Genomic DNA, 16,598 nt, shown 5'->3' on the forward strand with positions numbered 1-16,598 from the left:
GTAATATGTTATTTTGAAAAAAGCGCAAAAGTTTTGCGCTTTTTTTATGTAATTTATGTATATTTATTCATCTTAATACAAAACAGGGATTGACTAAAGATGGAAAAAATAGGTGTGTTAAAGTGACAATTCATAAGAAAAAGACGTTGTTTAGTAACTTTATTATCAACGAAGTGTAAAGGGAAGTATGTGAAAAAATGTTCGCAAATTAGACAAAACTTATATAAATAAGTATATTGATACTTTCTTATTAATTCTTTATATTAGAAAAAAAGTATGTTTTCAGAGGGAAAATGCGGTGAAGAAAAGGTTTTTAAAAATAGCAACGGCTTTAACAATTATGGGTGGAGTTGTATTAAGTGCAGAAGGTACTAAAGTAAATGCTGAAGTAGTTGTGAAACAACAACAACAAGCAAATTCTGTTGTATTTAAAGATGTACCGAAAGGTCATTGGTCTTCTGAAGCTATTCACACTCTAGCAGGCTGGGGAATCATTAATGGTTATGGAAATGGGAATTTTGGTTTTGGTGATAATGTAACACGTGAGCAAGTAGCGGCTTTAATTTATCGTACGATTGATTTTAGCGAAGTGTTTGAGGAAGGCGATGTACTTGAGAATCCATACAAAGATATTAATGAAAACTCAACAATGTTCATAGAAGAAATTTTAGTATTAACAGAAGTAGGTATCTTAAAAGGTGATGGAACTGGGAACTTTAGACCGAAGGATACGCTAACACGTGCGGAAATGGCACAGGTTCTTACGAATGCTTTTGAATTAGAAGCAAAGGGACCTCATACTTTTAATGATGTTCCAGCAGATTCATGGGCAAAAAATGCAATTAGCGCAATACAAACAAATAGTATTACAAATGGAATAGGAGAAAATAAATTTGGTCCGTCTATGAGTGTAACGCGTGAACAATATGCAACATTCTTATATAGAGCAATTTTAAATGATGAGCAACAATAATTTATAAAAGGAGCTGGTGTTATACAACACCAGCTCTTTTTTTGCTTGAAATAAATATATCTTTGGAAAAAATCTGTTAAATTTTCAAAAAAAACTTCCTTTTCTGAAGATTTGTTATATAATATAAAACATAAAATCAAATCTGTTATAAAACAGTTTAAGAAGGGGATGCTAATATGTCGACGCAAACTTCACGGGTTACACTGGCCGGAGAAATGTTACCAGCGTACAACGAAATATTGACACCTGAGGCGCTTAGTTTTTTAAAGGAACTACATGAAAATTTCAATGAACGCCGCACGGAACTTTTACAACAGCGTGTGGAGAAACAAAAAAGAATTGATGCAGGGGAGTTACCTAAGTTTTTAGAAGAAACAAAGCATATACGTGAAGGTGATTGGACAATTGCCCAGCTTCCGAAAGATTTAGAGGACCGCCGCGTGGAGATTACTGGACCGGTGGATAGAAAGATGGTCATTAACGCTTTAAATTCAGGAGCACATCTTTTTATGGCGGACTTTGAAGATTCGAATGCACCAACTTGGAGAAATGCTGTCGAAGGTCAAATTAACTTACGAGATGCGAATAAGGGAACGATCTCACATAAAAATGAAAACGGAAAAGAATATCGTTTAAATAGTAAAACAGCTGTATTAATTGTGCGTCCGAGAGGGTGGCATTTAGAAGAAAAACATATGCAAGTTGACGGCAAGAACATGTCTGGCAGTTTAGTAGATTTTGGCTTGTACTTTTTCCATAATGCGAAGGTGCTTTTAGCAAAAGGAAGTGGCCCGTATTTTTACTTACCGAAAATGGAAAGTTACTTAGAGGCAAGATTATGGAATGACGTTTTCGTATTTGCTCAAAAATATATCGGCATTCCGAACGGAACGATTAAAGCGACTGTGTTAATAGAAACGATTCAAGCTTCATTTGAAATGGATGAAATTCTGTATGAACTAAGAGATCATTCTGCTGGTTTAAACTGCGGGCGATGGGATTATATATTTAGTTTCTTAAAGAGCTTCCGTAATCATAATGGATTTTTACTTCCCGATAGAGCGCAAGTCACGATGACAACGCCGTTTATGCGCGCGTATTCTTTGAAAGTTATTCAAACGTGTCATCGTCGTAATGCGCCGGCAATCGGAGGAATGGCAGCGCAAATTCCAATTAAAAATGATCCAGAAGCAAATGAGGCGGCTTTCGAGAAAGTGCGTGCTGATAAGGAGCGCGAAGCTTTAGACGGTCATGACGGGACGTGGGTTGCCCACCCGGGACTTGTACCGGTTGCAATGGAAGTATTTAATCACATAATGAAAACGCCAAATCAAATTTTTAGAAAGCGTGAAGAAATACGTGTAACAGAAAAGGATTTATTAGAAGTACCGATGGGAACGATTACAGAAGGTGGTCTTCGCACAAATATTAATGTCGGTATTCAATATATTGCATCTTGGTTAAGCGGGAGAGGAGCAGCTCCAATTTATAACTTAATGGAAGATGCGGCAACAGCGGAAATATCAAGAGCACAAGTATGGCAGTGGATTCGTCATGAGGGCGGGAAGCTAAGTGATGGCCGTAATATCACTTTTAAATTGATGGAAGAATTGAAAGAAGAAGAACTAGCAAAAATAGAAAGTGAGATTGGTAAGGAAGCGTTTAAGAAAGGGAGATTTGAAGAAGCTACAAAACTGTTTACAAACCTTGTTCGTAATAACGAGTTCATGCCGTTTTTAACATTACCTGGTTATGAAATTTTATAAGAAACAAGAAAAGGGGATGGAACATATGAAAAACGAAAGAATTGATAAATTGCAGGAAAGCTGGGAATTAGATACGCGCTGGAAAGGAATCACACGTCCATATACAGCTGAAGATGTAATTCGTCTGCGTGGATCGATTGATATTGAACATACGTTAGCGCGCTGCGGTGCAGAGAAGCTTTGGAAATCACTTCATACCGAAGATTATATTAATGCACTTGGGGCATTAACAGGAAACCAAGCGATGCAACAAGTGAAGGCTGGATTAAAAGCAATTTATTTAAGCGGTTGGCAAGTAGCGGCAGATGCGAATCTTTCTGGACATATGTATCCTGATCAAAGCTTATACCCAGCGAACAGTGTGCCGGCTGTTGTAAAACGAATTAACCAAACACTTCAACGTGCTGATCAAATTCAGCATATGGAAGGAAGCGGTGATACAGATTATTTCGTACCGATTGTGGCAGATGCTGAAGCTGGTTTTGGTGGACAGTTAAACGTATTTGAACTAATGAAAGGGATGATTGAAGCGGGTGCATCTGGCGTGCACTTTGAAGACCAATTATCTTCAGAGAAAAAATGCGGGCATTTAGGCGGAAAAGTATTATTACCGACGCAAACAGCGGTGCGTAATTTAATTTCGGCACGTCTTGCTGCTGATGTAATGGGTGTACCAACAATTATCGTCGCAAGAACAGATGCAGATGCTGCAGATTTAATTACGAGTGATATCGATCCAGTTGATCAAGAGTTTATTACAGGTGAAAGAACGCCAGAAGGGTTTTATCGTACGAAAGCAGGTCTTGATCAAGCAATTGCACGTGGTTTAGCGTATGCGCCGTATGCAGATCTCGTTTGGTGTGAAACGTCGGAGCCAAATTTAGAAGATGCAAAACGCTTTGCGGACGCAATTCATAAGAAATATCCAGGTAAGCTACTTGCTTACAACTGTTCTCCTTCATTTAACTGGAAACAAAAACTAGATGAAAAAACGATTGCAAGCTTCCAAAAAGAAATTGCATCGTACGGTTATAAATTCCAGTTCGTAACGCTTGCTGGATTCCATTCATTAAATTACGGCATGTTTGAATTAGCGCGTGGTTATAAAGAACGCGGCATGGCAGCGTACTCTGAATTACAACAAGCAGAGTTCGCAGCAGAAAAAGATGGTTACTCTGCAACGCGCCATCAACGCGAAGTAGGAACAGGATACTTTGATGAAGTAGCACAAGTAATTACGGGCGGTACTTCATCAACGACTGCTTTAAAAGGATCTACGGAAGAAGAACAGTTTACGAAATAAAGATAGAAGTAGGTGCCTGTTATAGGCATCTACTTCTATTTAAAATATCCAATCTAATATAGTGAATATACCAACGATAGCAGTAAAAAGAAGGAATGCGAATAATGCTAGACAGCCCCATGTAAATAGTTTGTCTTTCCATGTTTCTTCATAATCATCAATTAGTTCTTCTACCACTTTTTTCTGCAATGGCTGTAAAGGATGTTCTGTGTATAGTCCTGTAATAATGTTATGATCTCCTTTGAATTTTAAAGCACGTACAATATGATAAGAGTCGTTTCCCATCGAGTGTTCAAATTGTAGACATGCCGCGTGCATAACATCTGTTTTCTCTTTTTCAAGATACCAATACCGTCCAGCCATTTCTGGGTATTGTAATGTAAAGTAAATATCACCGAGCTTTTTTCTAAGTGCTAATTCATTCGGATAAGTAGCGATTAATCCGTGTAATCTATCTCTTGCTTTTCCAAGATTGTTATTTTCAATATCTTTTTCAATTCTCTTTAATGTTTTTTTAGGGATTATTTCTGTCATATACTCCTCCTTATTAGAATGGGTGTGGTTATATTTTATAAGAAATACTAAAATTTAGAAATTTTATTTTCAAAAAGGATTGTACATTCTATTTTAAGTATGCTATGATAATACCAGTTGAATAATTAAATTAAGCAATCCATATATTATCAAGTGCCGAAAACAAACGGGAAAAAGTATGTGAGAACTAGTTTATGTTTCGAATTTGATAATGTGTGGATTCTTTTTTTATACATGAAGACTAAATAAAATGTATTTTCGTAGGAGGAAATAATTATGACAGTTACAGGACAAGTAAAATGGTTTAACAACGAAAAAGGCTTCGGTTTCATCGAAGTTCCAGGCGAAAACGATGTATTCGTACATTTCTCTGCAATCGAAACTGAAGGTTTCAAATCTTTAGAAGAAGGCCAAAAAGTTAGCTTCGAAATCGAAGAAGGCAACCGTGGACCTCAAGCTAAAAACGTAATCAAACTATAATTTTATAGTTTATTATAGAAAAAAGGATGGCTTATGCCATCCTTTTTTTTGTTGAATATGAAGAATAATGAACTGGATAATCAGTATGTAAAAAGGCTTTCCGTAAAGGAAGGCCTTTTAGTGTTCTTTCACAGCTTTTTTCTTTTCACGTTTCTTACATTCAGGACATTTAGATTTACGAAAAGGCTTCGCGAAGAACAGTAAAATAAAAAATAAACCGAATATAATACTCGCTGAATTTTTTACGATAACAATGCTACTATTTTTCATTTGAATTGTTGGATGATCTTGCTTTTCTTCCATGAGAGACCTCCGTATATTTGATTTATATTTTAATTATAGCAAAATTAATTGCTGTAATTATATGAAAAGCAGAATGTGTTAAACATAGTACAAATGATATAAATTCTTTTTTCGTATATAGAATCCTCTTTTTATACAGGTTATTTATTTATTATTCATATATAATTATTAATAGATTTATATTATATTTGATTTATTATAAGTATTTGTAAAGAATCGTAGAATGTAAACCATTTCCTTTTCGTAGGTGCTACTATAAAAGGGAAATTAAACAGTAATCGAAAATTTAAAAAAGAGAGGTGAAAAATCTGTTACTAACAAAAGTGCGAATATAGATAAAAATATTCTTAGCGTGCAAAACTACATACTCTAAGGATATACATTTGTCTATATTTTTAGTAGCAGACAGTAGACTATGGAAAGTAAAGTAGAACGTTATGTCGAAAACTATGTTGTAAGCAAAAACACAATGGCCTTACTTCCGGTTGTTCTAGGGGAAAAGAAAGTTGTTACGCGAATTGTTGAAATGGAAGATTCTTTTTTCGTATTTCAAAAGCCTCTCGATATTATAGAGAGAAGTTGCCGGAAACATGGTTCTAGTTTCTTTGGAAGAAAAGAAGGAACGAAGGAGTTAACTCGTATTACACATAAAGCTCCTATCGCAATTAGCCCGACAGATCAACTTTATTTTTTCCCTACGTATTCTTATTCTCGAAAAGAGTGTGCGTGGTTGTCTCATTTTCATATTGAAGGTAATAAAGAATTAAAAGATGGAAATCTTATTATTAGATTTATAAATGGTTTCGCTGTGAAACTAGAAATGTCAAAAAGTAGCTTTGAAAATCAGCAAAATCGTACAGCGAAATTGCGGACAGAATATGAAGACCGTAAGAAAAAACAAGGGAATCCTTGCTTTAAAGAGATTGATAAACATGAAGAATCTAAATTAACACCAGCATATGAGAAAGTGTATTTTGTGAAGGAAGGCGAAGTGTGAGAGGATGGGGAGACCCCCATCCTTTTTATTTGTCCGTTTTTGTCGGAAAGTCGATAAATTCGAAAAATCGCTGATAAAAATTGAGTTGTGGTCGATGTATTCAGAAAATCATCGATATAATTTCATTTACCGAAAAAATCATCAAAAAATATCGTTCCTCAAACAACCAAACGTATAACAAAACCTGTCGAATATTGAAAGATTATAATAGCATAATAATGAAGGAATTCTAACGAAAGATATGGAAACTTTAATAAATGCATCTCCATATGTCGTATCTACCATTTCCTCTTTCATTTAAGCAATGATAAAGTAGAGGTAGTAATTAGAGTAAAGGGGTAAAGTGTAGAATGGATTTTCAAACGATCAAAGAGTATTTTTCACCAGAAAATATGGATCATATTGTTGAAAGTTATAAGGCGTTTGGACCGCTTCTCGGTATTGGTTTACCGATGATAGAGGCGCTCATTCCAGCATTACCACTCATTGTGTTTGTGTTGGCAAATGCTGTTGCATTTGGCTTTTGGTATGGATTTCTTTATTCGTGGCTTGGGTCAGTAATTGGTGCAATGCTTGTATTTTTCATTATTCGCAGCTTTGGACGAAGTCGTTTCTTTTCTTTTGTAAATAAGCATGAGAGAGTGCGAAAAGCGATGGGATGGATTGAAAGAAAAGGGTTCGCGCCAATCTTTGTTATATTTTGTTTTCCGTTTACACCATCTGCGCTTATAAACGTTGTAGCTGGTTTGTCTCGCATTAGCGTAAAACAGTTTGGACTAGCATTAGCATTCGGAAAACTTGTTATGATTTTTATTTTAACGTATATCGGTCATGATTTAGTGTCATTTATTCATAATCCGGTGAAATCGGTTATTGTGGGTATTGTTATTTTTATTTTATGGTATGTCGGTAAAAAAATTGAAGTAAAGTTAGAACTACATTAGGAAAAGTCTTCTTTGTAAAGGAAGCTTCATTATTAAAGGGCGAGGGGAGAAGCGAATGAAGAAAACTTTGAAAAAAGAAGGGCTAGAGTGGATAAGAACAATTTTAATTGGTGTACTATTAGCTGTATTTTTTCGAACGTTTTTCTTTTCAACGTACGTTGTAGAGGGGAAGTCAATGATGCCGACATTGCAAGATGGAAATATGCTCGTTGTGAATAAGGTGAGTTATCAAGTAGGGGACTTGAATCGATTTGATGTCGTCGTTTTTCATGCGAATAAAAAAGAGGACTATGTAAAGCGAATTATCGGCTTACCTGGGGATCATATCGAATATAAGCATGATAAACTATATATAAACGGAAAATTCGTGGAGGAACCTTATTTAGAGGCGTATAAGAAAGAGATAAATGGACGGCAATTAACAGGTGATTTTAAATTAGAAGAATTAACGAGAGAAAAGTTTGTACCACCTGGTTCTATTTTTGTAGTTGGTGACAACCGCCTTGGTAGCTGGGATAGTAGGCACTTCGGTTTTGTAAAAGCTGATACAGTTGTCGGTAAAGTTGATTTACGATATTGGCCGATTCGAGAGGTACAAACGAATTTTTCAAAAGGCTGATATAATAAAATGAAGTATAAGGAAAAGACAAACGAGTATGTTTGTCTTTTTTATTGTCCTATAATACAATTATGATAGCAAACTAACGTTCGTTATGTAAGTGAAAGGTGGGGTTACATGTCACTTCGATTTGTGATTGGTAGAGCTGGAAGTGGAAAAAGTACACTTTGTTTACACGAAGTGCAAGAAGAGTTGAAACAACGCCCAAGAGGGAAAACAATATTATATCTTGTGCCAGAACAGATGACATTCCAAACACAGCAGGCGTTAATTGGGAGCGAAGATGTAAGAGGTTCTATTCGGGCGCAAGTTTTTAGTTTTTCGCGATTAGCGTGGAAGGTGCTGCAAGAAGTTGGGGGAGCGAGTCGTCTTCATATTGATGAAGCTGGTGTCCATATGTTGCTTCGTAAAATTGTAGAATCTCGTAAAGATGGACTATCTGTGTTTCAAAAAGCAGCGGAGCAAAATGGCTTCTTTGAACATCTTGGTAGTATGATTGCGGAGTTTAAACGTTACAATGTGACGCCGTCTAACGTATATGAAATGTGGCAACAATTAGATACGCATAGCAGTAGTGCAGAGCAAAAGCTACTAGCGAATAAAGTGTATGATTTACAGTTATTATATGATGATTTTGAACGTGCTTTAATCGGAAAGTATTTAGATTCAGAAGACTACTTACAATTATTAATTGAGAAGCTTTCAGACTCTGAGTATGTAAAAGGCGCGGAAATTTATATAGATGGATTCCATTCATTTTCTCCTCAAGAGCTAGAAATTGTTAGAGGGCTAATGAGATTAGGAACTAGAGTAACAATAACATTAACGATAGATGAAAAAACGTTAGCGCAGCCAGTGAATGAACTAGATTTGTTTTATGAAACGACGTTAACGTATGAAAGAATAAAACAAGTAGCGCGGGAAGAGAAAATAGAAGTTGAAAAAACAATTCCACTTATGGAACAGCCGCGTTTTCATTCGCAAGCATTAGCGCATTTAGAAATGCATTACGAAGCGCGTCCAAATGAAAAGTTTCACGGTGAAGCGAGTGTGACAATTAGTACAGCAGCTAATTTACGAGCTGAAGTAGAAGGTGTTGCTCGTGAAATTCGAAGACTTGTGGCGGCTGAAGACTATCGTTACCGAGATATAGCAGTACTTCTTCGTAACGGAGAAAGTTATTATGATGTAATGCGAACGTTATTTACGGATTATAATATCCCGCATTTCATCGATGAAAAACGCCCAATGTCACATCATCCGCTAGTAGAATGTATTCGTTCGGCTTTAGAGATTATTAGCGGAAATTGGCGTTATGATGCAGTGTTCCGCTGTGTGAAAACAGAACTTTTATATCCACTAGACGTAAGAAAAGAAGCGATGCGCGAAGAGATGGATGAGTTCGAAAACTACTGTTTAGCGTACGGTGTACAAGGGAAGAGATGGACTTCTGAAGATCCGTGGATGTATCGTCGTTATCGTTCTCTTGATGATGCGAGCGAAATGATAACAGACAGTGAGCGTGAAATGGAAGAGAAAATAAATCGACTTCGCGACGTTGTAAGAACGCCAGTTATTCGTATGCAAAAAAGACTGAAGCGTGCTGGAACAGTTATGCAAATGTGCGAAGCGGTATATTTATTTTTAGAGGAGCTTGACGTTCCGAAAAAACTAGAAGCATTACGTATTCGTGCAGAAGAAAGCGGAGATTTCTTATTTGCGACAGACCATGAGCAAGTATGGGAAGAAGTGATGAGTCTTCTTGATACGTTCGTTGAGATGCTTGGCGAAGAGAAGATGTCCCTGTCTATGTTTACTGATGTAATGACGACAGGTCTTGAGGCACTTCAATTTGCGAACATTCCGCCGTCACTAGATCAAGTGTTAGTTGCTAATATTGATCATTCTAGATTATCAGATATTAAAGCGACGTTCATTATTGGTGTAAATGAAGGCGTGATTCCAGCAGCACCTATGGATGAAGGTATGCTTTCTGATGAGGAAAGAAATGTTCTCACCGCTGCAGGTATCGAATTAGCACCAACGACGAGACAAGCTTTATTAGAAGAACAGTTCGTTATGTATCAAATGGTGACGAGGGCATCTGAGAAGTTATACATTTCCTGTCCGCTTGCAGATGAAGAAGGAAAGACGTTACTTGCTTCTAGTTTTATTAAGAAAATAAAAAGAATGTTCCCTGATGTGAAAGAAACGTTTATTACGAATGATGTAAATGACTTATCGCGTTCGGAACAAATCTCATATGTAGCAACGCCAGAAGTAACTTTGTCTTACGTCATGCAGCAACTGCAGACATGGAAGCGTTACGGATTTGAAGGCAATTTAGACTTTTGGTGGGACGTATATAACTTCTACGTTACTTCAGATGAATGGAAGCAAAAAAGTAGCCGCGTGTTATCGAGTTTATTCTACCGAAATCGTGCACAGAAACTAAGCACAGATGTAAGTAGGGATTTATATGGAGATACAATTAAGGGAAGCGTTTCTCGTATGGAACTATTTAATCGCTGTGCGTACGCTCATTTCGCTCAGCACGGTTTATCGCTAAGAGAGCGCGATATTTTCAAACTTGATGCGCCAGATATCGGTGAACTATTCCATGCAGCGCTGAAGAGAATTGCAGACAAGCTATTACGTGAAAATCGTACTTGGGCAGATTTATCAATAAAAGAGTGTGAGCACCTTTCTGCTTTAGTAATAGAAGAAATTGCACCATTATTACAAAGACAAATTTTATTAAGTTCAAACCGTCATTTCTATTTAAAACAAAAACTACAACAAATCATTTTCCGTACATCACTTATTCTTCGTGAACATGCGAAGTCGAGTGGCTTTGTACCAGTTGATTTAGAAGTACCGTTCGGTATGGGTGGTACTGGATCGCTTCCGCCAATGGAATTTGCGTTGCCAAATGGTGTGAAGATGGAAGTAGTTGGCCGTATTGACCGTGTTGATAAGGCGGAAGATGAGAGTGGTACGTTCCTTCGTATTATTGATTATAAATCAAGTTCGAAAGCGTTAGATTTAACAGAAGTGTATTACGGACTCGCACTTCAAATGTTAACGTATTTAGATGTTGTTACTTCAAATGCACATACGTGGATGAAAAAGGGCAGTACTGCATCACCGGCGGGTGTATTGTATTTCCATATTCATAACCCAATTGTTGAGATGAAAGGCGACGCATCTGAAGAAGAAATTGAGAAAGAAATTTTAAAGAAATTTAAAATGAAAGGGCTCGTACTAGGAGATGCTGACGTTGTACGTTTAATGGATAATAAACTTTCAACAGGAAGCTCTGATATTATTTCTGCTGGTCTGAAAAAAGATGGTAGTTTTAGTGCGCGTTCTAGCATTGCAAGTGAACAAGAGTTTAACGTACTTCAAAAATATGTACACCACTCGTTTGAAAATATCGGAAAAGACATTACAGAAGGTGTTATCGATATTGCTCCTTACAAAAAGGGGAATAAAGCGGCATGTACGTTCTGTAACTTCAAATCTGTTTGTCAATTTGATGAATCACTTGAAGATAACCAATTCCGTACGTTAAAAGATATGAAAAATAGCGAAGCGATGGAGAAAATTAGAGAGGAGGTTGGCGGAGAATGATAGAAAATTGGCCTCAGAAACCAGAAGGTAGTCAATGGACAGATGACCAGTGGAAAGCGGTTGTAGCGAACGGACGTGATATTTTAGTCGCAGCAGCAGCTGGATCAGGGAAAACAGCAGTATTAGTTGAACGTATTATTAAAAAGATTATAAGTGAGGAAAATCCAGTCGATGTCGACCGCCTGCTCGTTGTAACATTTACGAATGCAGCGGCGCAAGAAATGAAAAATCGAATTGGGGAAGCGTTAGAAAAAGTATTAATTGATGGGCCAGGTTCACAGCATATAAGAAAACAGCTTAGCTTATTAAATAAAGCTTCCATTTCTACCATTCATTCATTTTGTTTACAAGTTATTAGAGGATATTATTACATGCTTGATGTCGATCCTCGTTTTCGTATTGCGAACCAAACAGAAAATGAGTTATTAAAAGAAGAAGTGCTAGATGACATATTAGAAGAAGAGTATGGAATCGAAGATAATAGTATTTTCTTTGAATTAGTTGATCGTTATACGAGTGACCGTAGTGACGATGACTTACAACGAATGATTTTAGCGCTTCATACAGAATCAAGAGCGCATCCAAATCCAGAGAAGTGGCTTGATAAATTAGTAGAAGCATACGACGTTGAAGGAAAGACGATTGAAGATTTAGTGTACGCCTCTTACTTATTAGAAGATGTAAAATTCCAGCTTGAAACAGCGGAAGAGCATATTCGTAAAGCGACTGAACTCGCAATGCTTCCTGATGGTCCAGCGCCTCGCGCCGAAACTTTACAAGCGGATTTAGCTTTACTTGGAACGTTATCATCAGCAGCTCGTGGGTCGTGGACAAGCGTTTATGAAGCGATGCAAAATGTATCGTGGCAAACGCTAAAGCGTATTAAGAAAAGTGATTACAACGAAGATGTTGTAAAACAAGTGGATTCTCTTCGTAATAAAGCGAAAGATGAAGTAAAGAAATTACAAGAAGAGCTATTTAGCCGCAGACCTGAAAGTTTCTTACGAGATTTTCAAGATATGCATCCTGTATTAGAAAAACTCGTGAAGCTTGTAAAAGTATTTACAGAGCGTTTCCAAGCGATTAAACGAGATAAAGGAATGGTCGATTTCACAGATTTAGAGCATTTCTGTTTGCAAATTTTAAGTGAGCAAAGTGAAGATGGTGAAATGAAGCCGTCAGCAGTAGCACTTCAATATCGTAATAAATTTGCTGAAGTACTAGTCGATGAATATCAAGATACGAATTTCGTACAGGAATCAATTATTAAATTCGTAACGAAAGATTCTGAGAGTGAAGGAAACTTGTTCATGGTTGGTGACGTAAAACAGTCAATCTATCGTTTCCGACTAGCAGAGCCTGGTTTATTCTTAGGAAAATATAAACGTTTCACACAAGAAGGATCGGGCGGCGGAATGAAGATTGACTTAGCGAAAAACTTCCGTAGCCGTCATGAAGTGCTAGCAGGTACGAACTTTATCTTCAAACAAATTATGGGCGAAGAAGTCGGAGAAATCGATTATGATGCTGACGCTGAATTAAAGCTAGGTGCTAGCTATCCAGAAGGTGAAGATGTAGCGGCAGAGCTATTATGTATTCAGCAAACTGAGGAAGAAGTGCAAGAAGGTGAAGAAGGTGCAGAAGTAGAAAAAGCGCAGCTTGAAGCTCGTCTTATGGTGCAGCGTATTAAAGCGATGGTTGATTCAGATTATGAAGTGTATGATCGTAAAACTGATAGTATGCGCCCTGTACAATACCGTGATTTCGTTATTTTACTTCGCTCCATGCCATGGGCGCCGCAAATTATGGAAGAGTTAAAATTACAAGGAATTCCGGTATATGCTGACCTTGCGACTGGTTACTTTGAAGCGACAGAAGTAAATATTATGATGAACGTATTCCGCGTTATTGATAATCCGATGCAAGATATTCCGCTTGCAGCTGTACTTCGTTCACCGATCGTTGGACTAAATGACGAAGAACTTGCGACGCTTCGTGCTCATGGAAAGAAAGGCTCGTTTTATGAAGTAATGAGCTCATTCTTAAAGGGAGCGCCGCTTGAAGAAGAACAAGAACTGCATGATAAATTAGAGTGGTTTTATAAATTACTGCAAGGATGGCGTGAATTTGCGCGTCAACAATCTCTTTCCGATTTAATTTGGAAAGTGTACGGTGAGACAGGCTATTACGACTTTGTCGGCGGTTTACCAGCCGGAAAGCAAAGACAGGCAAACTTACGCGTATTATATGACCGCGCGAGACAATATGAAGCAACATCGTTTAGAGGATTATTCCGCTTCTTACGCTTTATTGAGCGGATTTTAGAACGCGGAGATGACATGGGAACGGCGAGAGCTCTTGGTGAACAAGAAGACGTTGTTCGCATTATGACGATTCATAAAAGTAAAGGGCTAGAGTTCCCAGTCGTATTTGTAGCTGGACTTGGTCGCCGTTTTAATACACAAGATTTAATGAAGCGTTTCTTACTTCATAAAGATTTCGGTTTCGGTTCACAATTTATCGATCCTCGTAAACGAATTAAATATACGACATTATCGCAACTAGCGATTAAGCGTAAAATGAAGATGGAATTAATTGCGGAAGAAATGCGCGTATTATACGTAGCGTTAACGCGTGCAAAAGAGAAGTTAATTTTAATTGGAACAGTTAAGGATGCCAATAAAGAAATGGAAAAATGGCTCGATGCAAGAGAGCATAGTGAATGGTTATTACCAGATCATATACGTGCCGGAGCGTCATGTTATTTAGATTGGATTGCACCTTCATTATATAGACATCGTGATAGTGAAATGCTTCTTGAATTAGGACAAGGAAATATTCCAGGCGAAATTTATGAGTATAGTGCTAGCTGGAAAGTAGAAATTGTTGACGGCAAAACGTTACTTGCACCAGAACCAGTTCAAGAAGAGAAACAAGAGTTATTAGAAGCGCTTCGCGATAAAAAAGCTGTTCCGTTAGAAAGTGAACGGAAAGAAGAAGTGTACGACAGATTAATGTGGGAATATGGGTATGAGGACGCGACATCTCACCGTGCGAAACAGTCTGTTACAGAAATAAAGAGAAATTATCAATCTGAAGAAGGTAGCGATAACGCCTTTATTAAAAAACTTCGTGCACCAATTAAAACACGTCCGCGCTTTATGGAGAAAAAAGGGCTAACATACGCAGAGCGAGGGACAGCAGTTCATGCCGTTATGCAGCATGTAGATTTGAAGAAACCAATTACGATTGAAGTTCTTCAAGAACAAATTGCAAGAATGGTAAATAAAGAACTATTAACATTTGAACAAGCTGAAGAAATAGCGATTGAAAAAGTAATTTCATTCTTTGACAGTGACTTAGGTAAAAGGGTATTAGCAGCAAAAAGTGTCGAACGTGAAGTACCATTTACGATGATGCTTTCAGCAGAAGAGGCGTATCAAGATTGGCAAGGGAAGAAAGGCGAATCGATACTTGTCCAAGGGGTTATCGACTGCATGATTGAAGAGGAAGACGGAATTACTTTAATCGACTTTAAGACAGATACGATTGAAGGGAAGTTCCCAGGTGGATTTGATCAAGCGAAACCAACTTTAGAAGACCGATACAAAGTACAGCTTTCACTATATGCAAAAGCACTCGAGAAAAGCTTAAAACATCCTGTGAAAGAGAAATGTTTATACTTCTTTGATGGGAATCATGTTGTAAATATTGAGGAATAGAGCTTAGAGAGGGGTTATGGAGTATGGCGACGTTAAGAACTTGTGATCAAGGACACGAGTACTACAAAAGTAGCGATTGTCCAACTTGCCCAACCTGTGAGAAAGAGAGAAAGCCAAAAGAAGGCTTTCTTTCTCTTCTTTCAGCACCAGCAAGAAGGGCGTTAGAACATTATGGAATTCATACTTTAGAAGAACTTTCAAAGTATAGTGAAAAAGAAATTTTGAAACTGCACGGTATGGGACGGGCATCTTTACCTAAATTGAGAACGGCTTTAGAAAATAAGGGATTATCATTTAAATAAAGAAAAACTAATCATTAGTGGGGAGTAGTATCTTCACTAATGATTAGTTTATATAATCGGTATTAATAAGCTCGATAAAGGCGTATAACGAAATCTCATTTTGAAAATCGTAAATCGATGGACGAAACGATTTAAAGATGGATTTGTGAAGTGTAGAGAACTTGATAAAGAAGATAGGTGAATTGATTATAATATTAAGGAAGGAAGTGCAACACGATGGATTTTGAAACAGTAATGCAAGAGCTTGAAACTCTCGGTAAGGAACGAACTAAAAAAATATACATATCTAATGGTGCAAAGGATCCACTTTTTGGCGTAGCTACAGGTGCTATGAAACCAATCGCAAAGAAAATAAAAATAAATCAAAGTTTAGCTGAAGAGCTGTATGCCACAGGTAACTACGATGCAATGTACTTTGCAGGCATTATTGCAGATCCAAAAACTATGAATGAATCGGATTTTGATCGTTGGATGGATGGGGCGTACTTTTATATGCTGTCCGATTATGTGGTGGCAGTAACTTTATCAGAATCAGATTTTGCCCAAGACGTGGCTGATAAATGGATTGCAAGTGGTGATGAACTAAGAATGTCAGCGGGCTGGAGTTGTTACTGCTGGCTTTTAGGGAATCGAAAAGACAATGAATTTTCCGAAAGTAAGATTGCCAATATGCTAGAAGTTGTGAAAAATACAATTCACGATGCGCCAGAACGAACGAAATCCGCTATGAATAATTTTCTAAACACCGTGGGGATTTCATATGTGCCGCTACATGAAAAGGCAGTTGAAACCGCAAAGGAAGTAGGCATAGTAGAACTAAAACGGGACAACAAGAAAAGCAGTTTTCTAAATGCTTACGAAAGTATTCATAAAGAACTTGATAGAGGAAGACTGGGGTTCAAACGTAAATATGTAAGGTGCTAAAAATTAGGATTCTGAAATTCTGTAAAATATTCAACTTTTGTATAAATACATCTATTCCTTTATTCTAGAAAAGGACGCTATTTTTTGAATAAAACTTA

The 16,598-nt window shown here is 37.3% G+C and carries 13 protein-coding genes; 11 read left to right on the plus strand and 2 right to left on the minus strand.

Annotated features, from left to right (window positions below):
- The first annotated feature begins 298 nt into the window (after positions 1-298).
- From V7038_RS00475 to aceA, 3 genes are all read left to right on the plus strand, one after another.
- Positions 299-973: an S-layer homology domain-containing protein gene (locus V7038_RS00475; protein ID WP_002202825.1), complete on the plus strand. Its 675-nt coding sequence runs from the start codon at positions 299-301 to the stop codon at positions 971-973.
- A gap of 176 nt (positions 974-1,149) precedes the next feature.
- Positions 1,150-2,739, plus strand: coding sequence for a malate synthase A (aceB, locus tag V7038_RS00480; RefSeq protein ID WP_335468722.1), 1,590 nt, complete (start codon positions 1,150-1,152; stop codon positions 2,737-2,739).
- 25 nt (positions 2,740-2,764) lie between these two features.
- Positions 2,765-4,042: an isocitrate lyase gene (aceA, locus tag V7038_RS00485; RefSeq protein WP_002149914.1), complete on the plus strand. Its 1,278-nt coding sequence runs from the start codon at positions 2,765-2,767 to the stop codon at positions 4,040-4,042.
- Between the two features lie 39 nt (positions 4,043-4,081).
- Here the strand turns inward: aceA and V7038_RS00490 are convergent, their stop codons facing one another.
- Positions 4,082-4,576 carry a DUF6584 family protein gene (locus tag V7038_RS00490; protein WP_002201417.1) on the minus strand — a complete coding sequence of 165 codons (495 nt, stop codon included), beginning with the start codon at positions 4,574-4,576 and terminating at the stop codon, positions 4,082-4,084.
- 276 nt (positions 4,577-4,852) lie between these two features.
- On the opposite strand from V7038_RS00490, the gene cspA reads away from it, so the two are divergent.
- The gene (gene cspA, locus V7038_RS00495; protein WP_000218989.1) at positions 4,853-5,056 is read left to right on the plus strand and encodes an RNA chaperone/antiterminator CspA; all 204 of its coding nucleotides are present in this window, start codon (positions 4,853-4,855) and stop codon (positions 5,054-5,056) included.
- Between the two features lie 117 nt (positions 5,057-5,173).
- Here the strand turns inward: cspA and V7038_RS00500 are convergent, their stop codons facing one another.
- On the minus strand, positions 5,174-5,359 hold the full coding sequence (locus V7038_RS00500; RefSeq protein WP_002011281.1) for a hypothetical protein: 186 nt from the start codon (positions 5,357-5,359) through the stop codon (positions 5,174-5,176).
- Positions 5,360-5,774: 415 nt separating this feature from the next.
- Here V7038_RS00500 and V7038_RS00505 point away from each other — a divergent pair, with 415 nt between their 5' ends.
- From V7038_RS00505 to V7038_RS00535, 7 genes are all read left to right on the plus strand, one after another.
- Complete coding sequence (locus V7038_RS00505; RefSeq protein ID WP_002201416.1) at positions 5,775-6,356, plus strand: competence protein ComK; 582 nt, start codon at positions 5,775-5,777, stop codon at positions 6,354-6,356.
- 350 nt (positions 6,357-6,706) lie between these two features.
- Complete coding sequence (locus tag V7038_RS00510) at positions 6,707-7,300, plus strand: TVP38/TMEM64 family protein (protein ID WP_002201415.1); 594 nt, start codon at positions 6,707-6,709, stop codon at positions 7,298-7,300.
- A 55-nt stretch (positions 7,301-7,355) separates the two neighbouring features.
- Complete coding sequence (gene lepB, locus V7038_RS00515) at positions 7,356-7,919, plus strand: signal peptidase I (RefSeq protein WP_335468725.1); 564 nt, start codon at positions 7,356-7,358, stop codon at positions 7,917-7,919.
- Between the two features lie 117 nt (positions 7,920-8,036).
- Positions 8,037-11,552: a helicase-exonuclease AddAB subunit AddB gene (addB, locus tag V7038_RS00520; protein ID WP_335468727.1), complete on the plus strand. Its 3,516-nt coding sequence runs from the start codon at positions 8,037-8,039 to the stop codon at positions 11,550-11,552.
- Complete coding sequence (gene addA / locus V7038_RS00525; protein WP_335468729.1) at positions 11,549-15,274, plus strand: helicase-exonuclease AddAB subunit AddA; 3,726 nt, start codon at positions 11,549-11,551, stop codon at positions 15,272-15,274. Before addB ends, addA begins: the two co-directional genes overlap by 4 nt.
- Positions 15,275-15,297: 23 nt before the next feature.
- Positions 15,298-15,576: an RNA polymerase alpha subunit C-terminal domain-containing protein gene (locus V7038_RS00530; RefSeq protein ID WP_002201412.1), complete on the plus strand. Its 279-nt coding sequence runs from the start codon at positions 15,298-15,300 to the stop codon at positions 15,574-15,576.
- Positions 15,577-15,792: 216 nt separating this feature from the next.
- Positions 15,793-16,500, plus strand: coding sequence for a DNA alkylation repair protein (locus V7038_RS00535; RefSeq protein ID WP_283746862.1), 708 nt, complete (start codon positions 15,793-15,795; stop codon positions 16,498-16,500).
- Positions 16,501-16,598 lie beyond the last annotated feature (98 nt).

Origin of the sequence: Bacillus sp. JJ783 (genome assembly GCF_036963225.1) — a bacterium.
GTDB classification, from domain to species: domain Bacteria; phylum Bacillota; class Bacilli; order Bacillales; family Bacillaceae_G; genus Bacillus_A; species Bacillus_A cereus_U.

Bases quoted from the DNA above. Each gene is read 5' to 3' on its own strand.
- aceB (WP_335468722.1), top strand. From the start codon at position 1,150: ATGTCGACGCAAACTTCACGGGTTACACTGGCCGGAGAAATGTTACCA.
- aceA (WP_002149914.1), top strand. From the start codon at position 2,765: ATGAAAAACGAAAGAATTGATAAATTGCAGGAAAGCTGGGAATTAGAT.
- V7038_RS00490 (WP_002201417.1), bottom strand. From the start codon at position 4,576: ATGACAGAAATAATCCCTAAAAAAACATTAAAGAGAATTGAAAAAGAT.
- cspA (WP_000218989.1), top strand. From the start codon at position 4,853: ATGACAGTTACAGGACAAGTAAAATGGTTTAACAACGAAAAAGGCTTC.
- V7038_RS00500 (WP_002011281.1), bottom strand. From the start codon at position 5,359: ATGGAAGAAAAGCAAGATCATCCAACAATTCAAATGAAAAATAGTAGC.
- V7038_RS00505 (WP_002201416.1), top strand. From the start codon at position 5,775: ATGGAAAGTAAAGTAGAACGTTATGTCGAAAACTATGTTGTAAGCAAA.
- V7038_RS00510 (WP_002201415.1), top strand. From the start codon at position 6,707: ATGGATTTTCAAACGATCAAAGAGTATTTTTCACCAGAAAATATGGAT.
- lepB (WP_335468725.1), top strand. From the start codon at position 7,356: ATGAAGAAAACTTTGAAAAAAGAAGGGCTAGAGTGGATAAGAACAATT.
- addB (WP_335468727.1), top strand. From the start codon at position 8,037: ATGTCACTTCGATTTGTGATTGGTAGAGCTGGAAGTGGAAAAAGTACA.
- addA (WP_335468729.1), top strand. From the start codon at position 11,549: ATGATAGAAAATTGGCCTCAGAAACCAGAAGGTAGTCAATGGACAGAT.
- V7038_RS00530 (WP_002201412.1), top strand. From the start codon at position 15,298: ATGGCGACGTTAAGAACTTGTGATCAAGGACACGAGTACTACAAAAGT.
- V7038_RS00535 (WP_283746862.1), top strand. From the start codon at position 15,793: ATGGATTTTGAAACAGTAATGCAAGAGCTTGAAACTCTCGGTAAGGAA.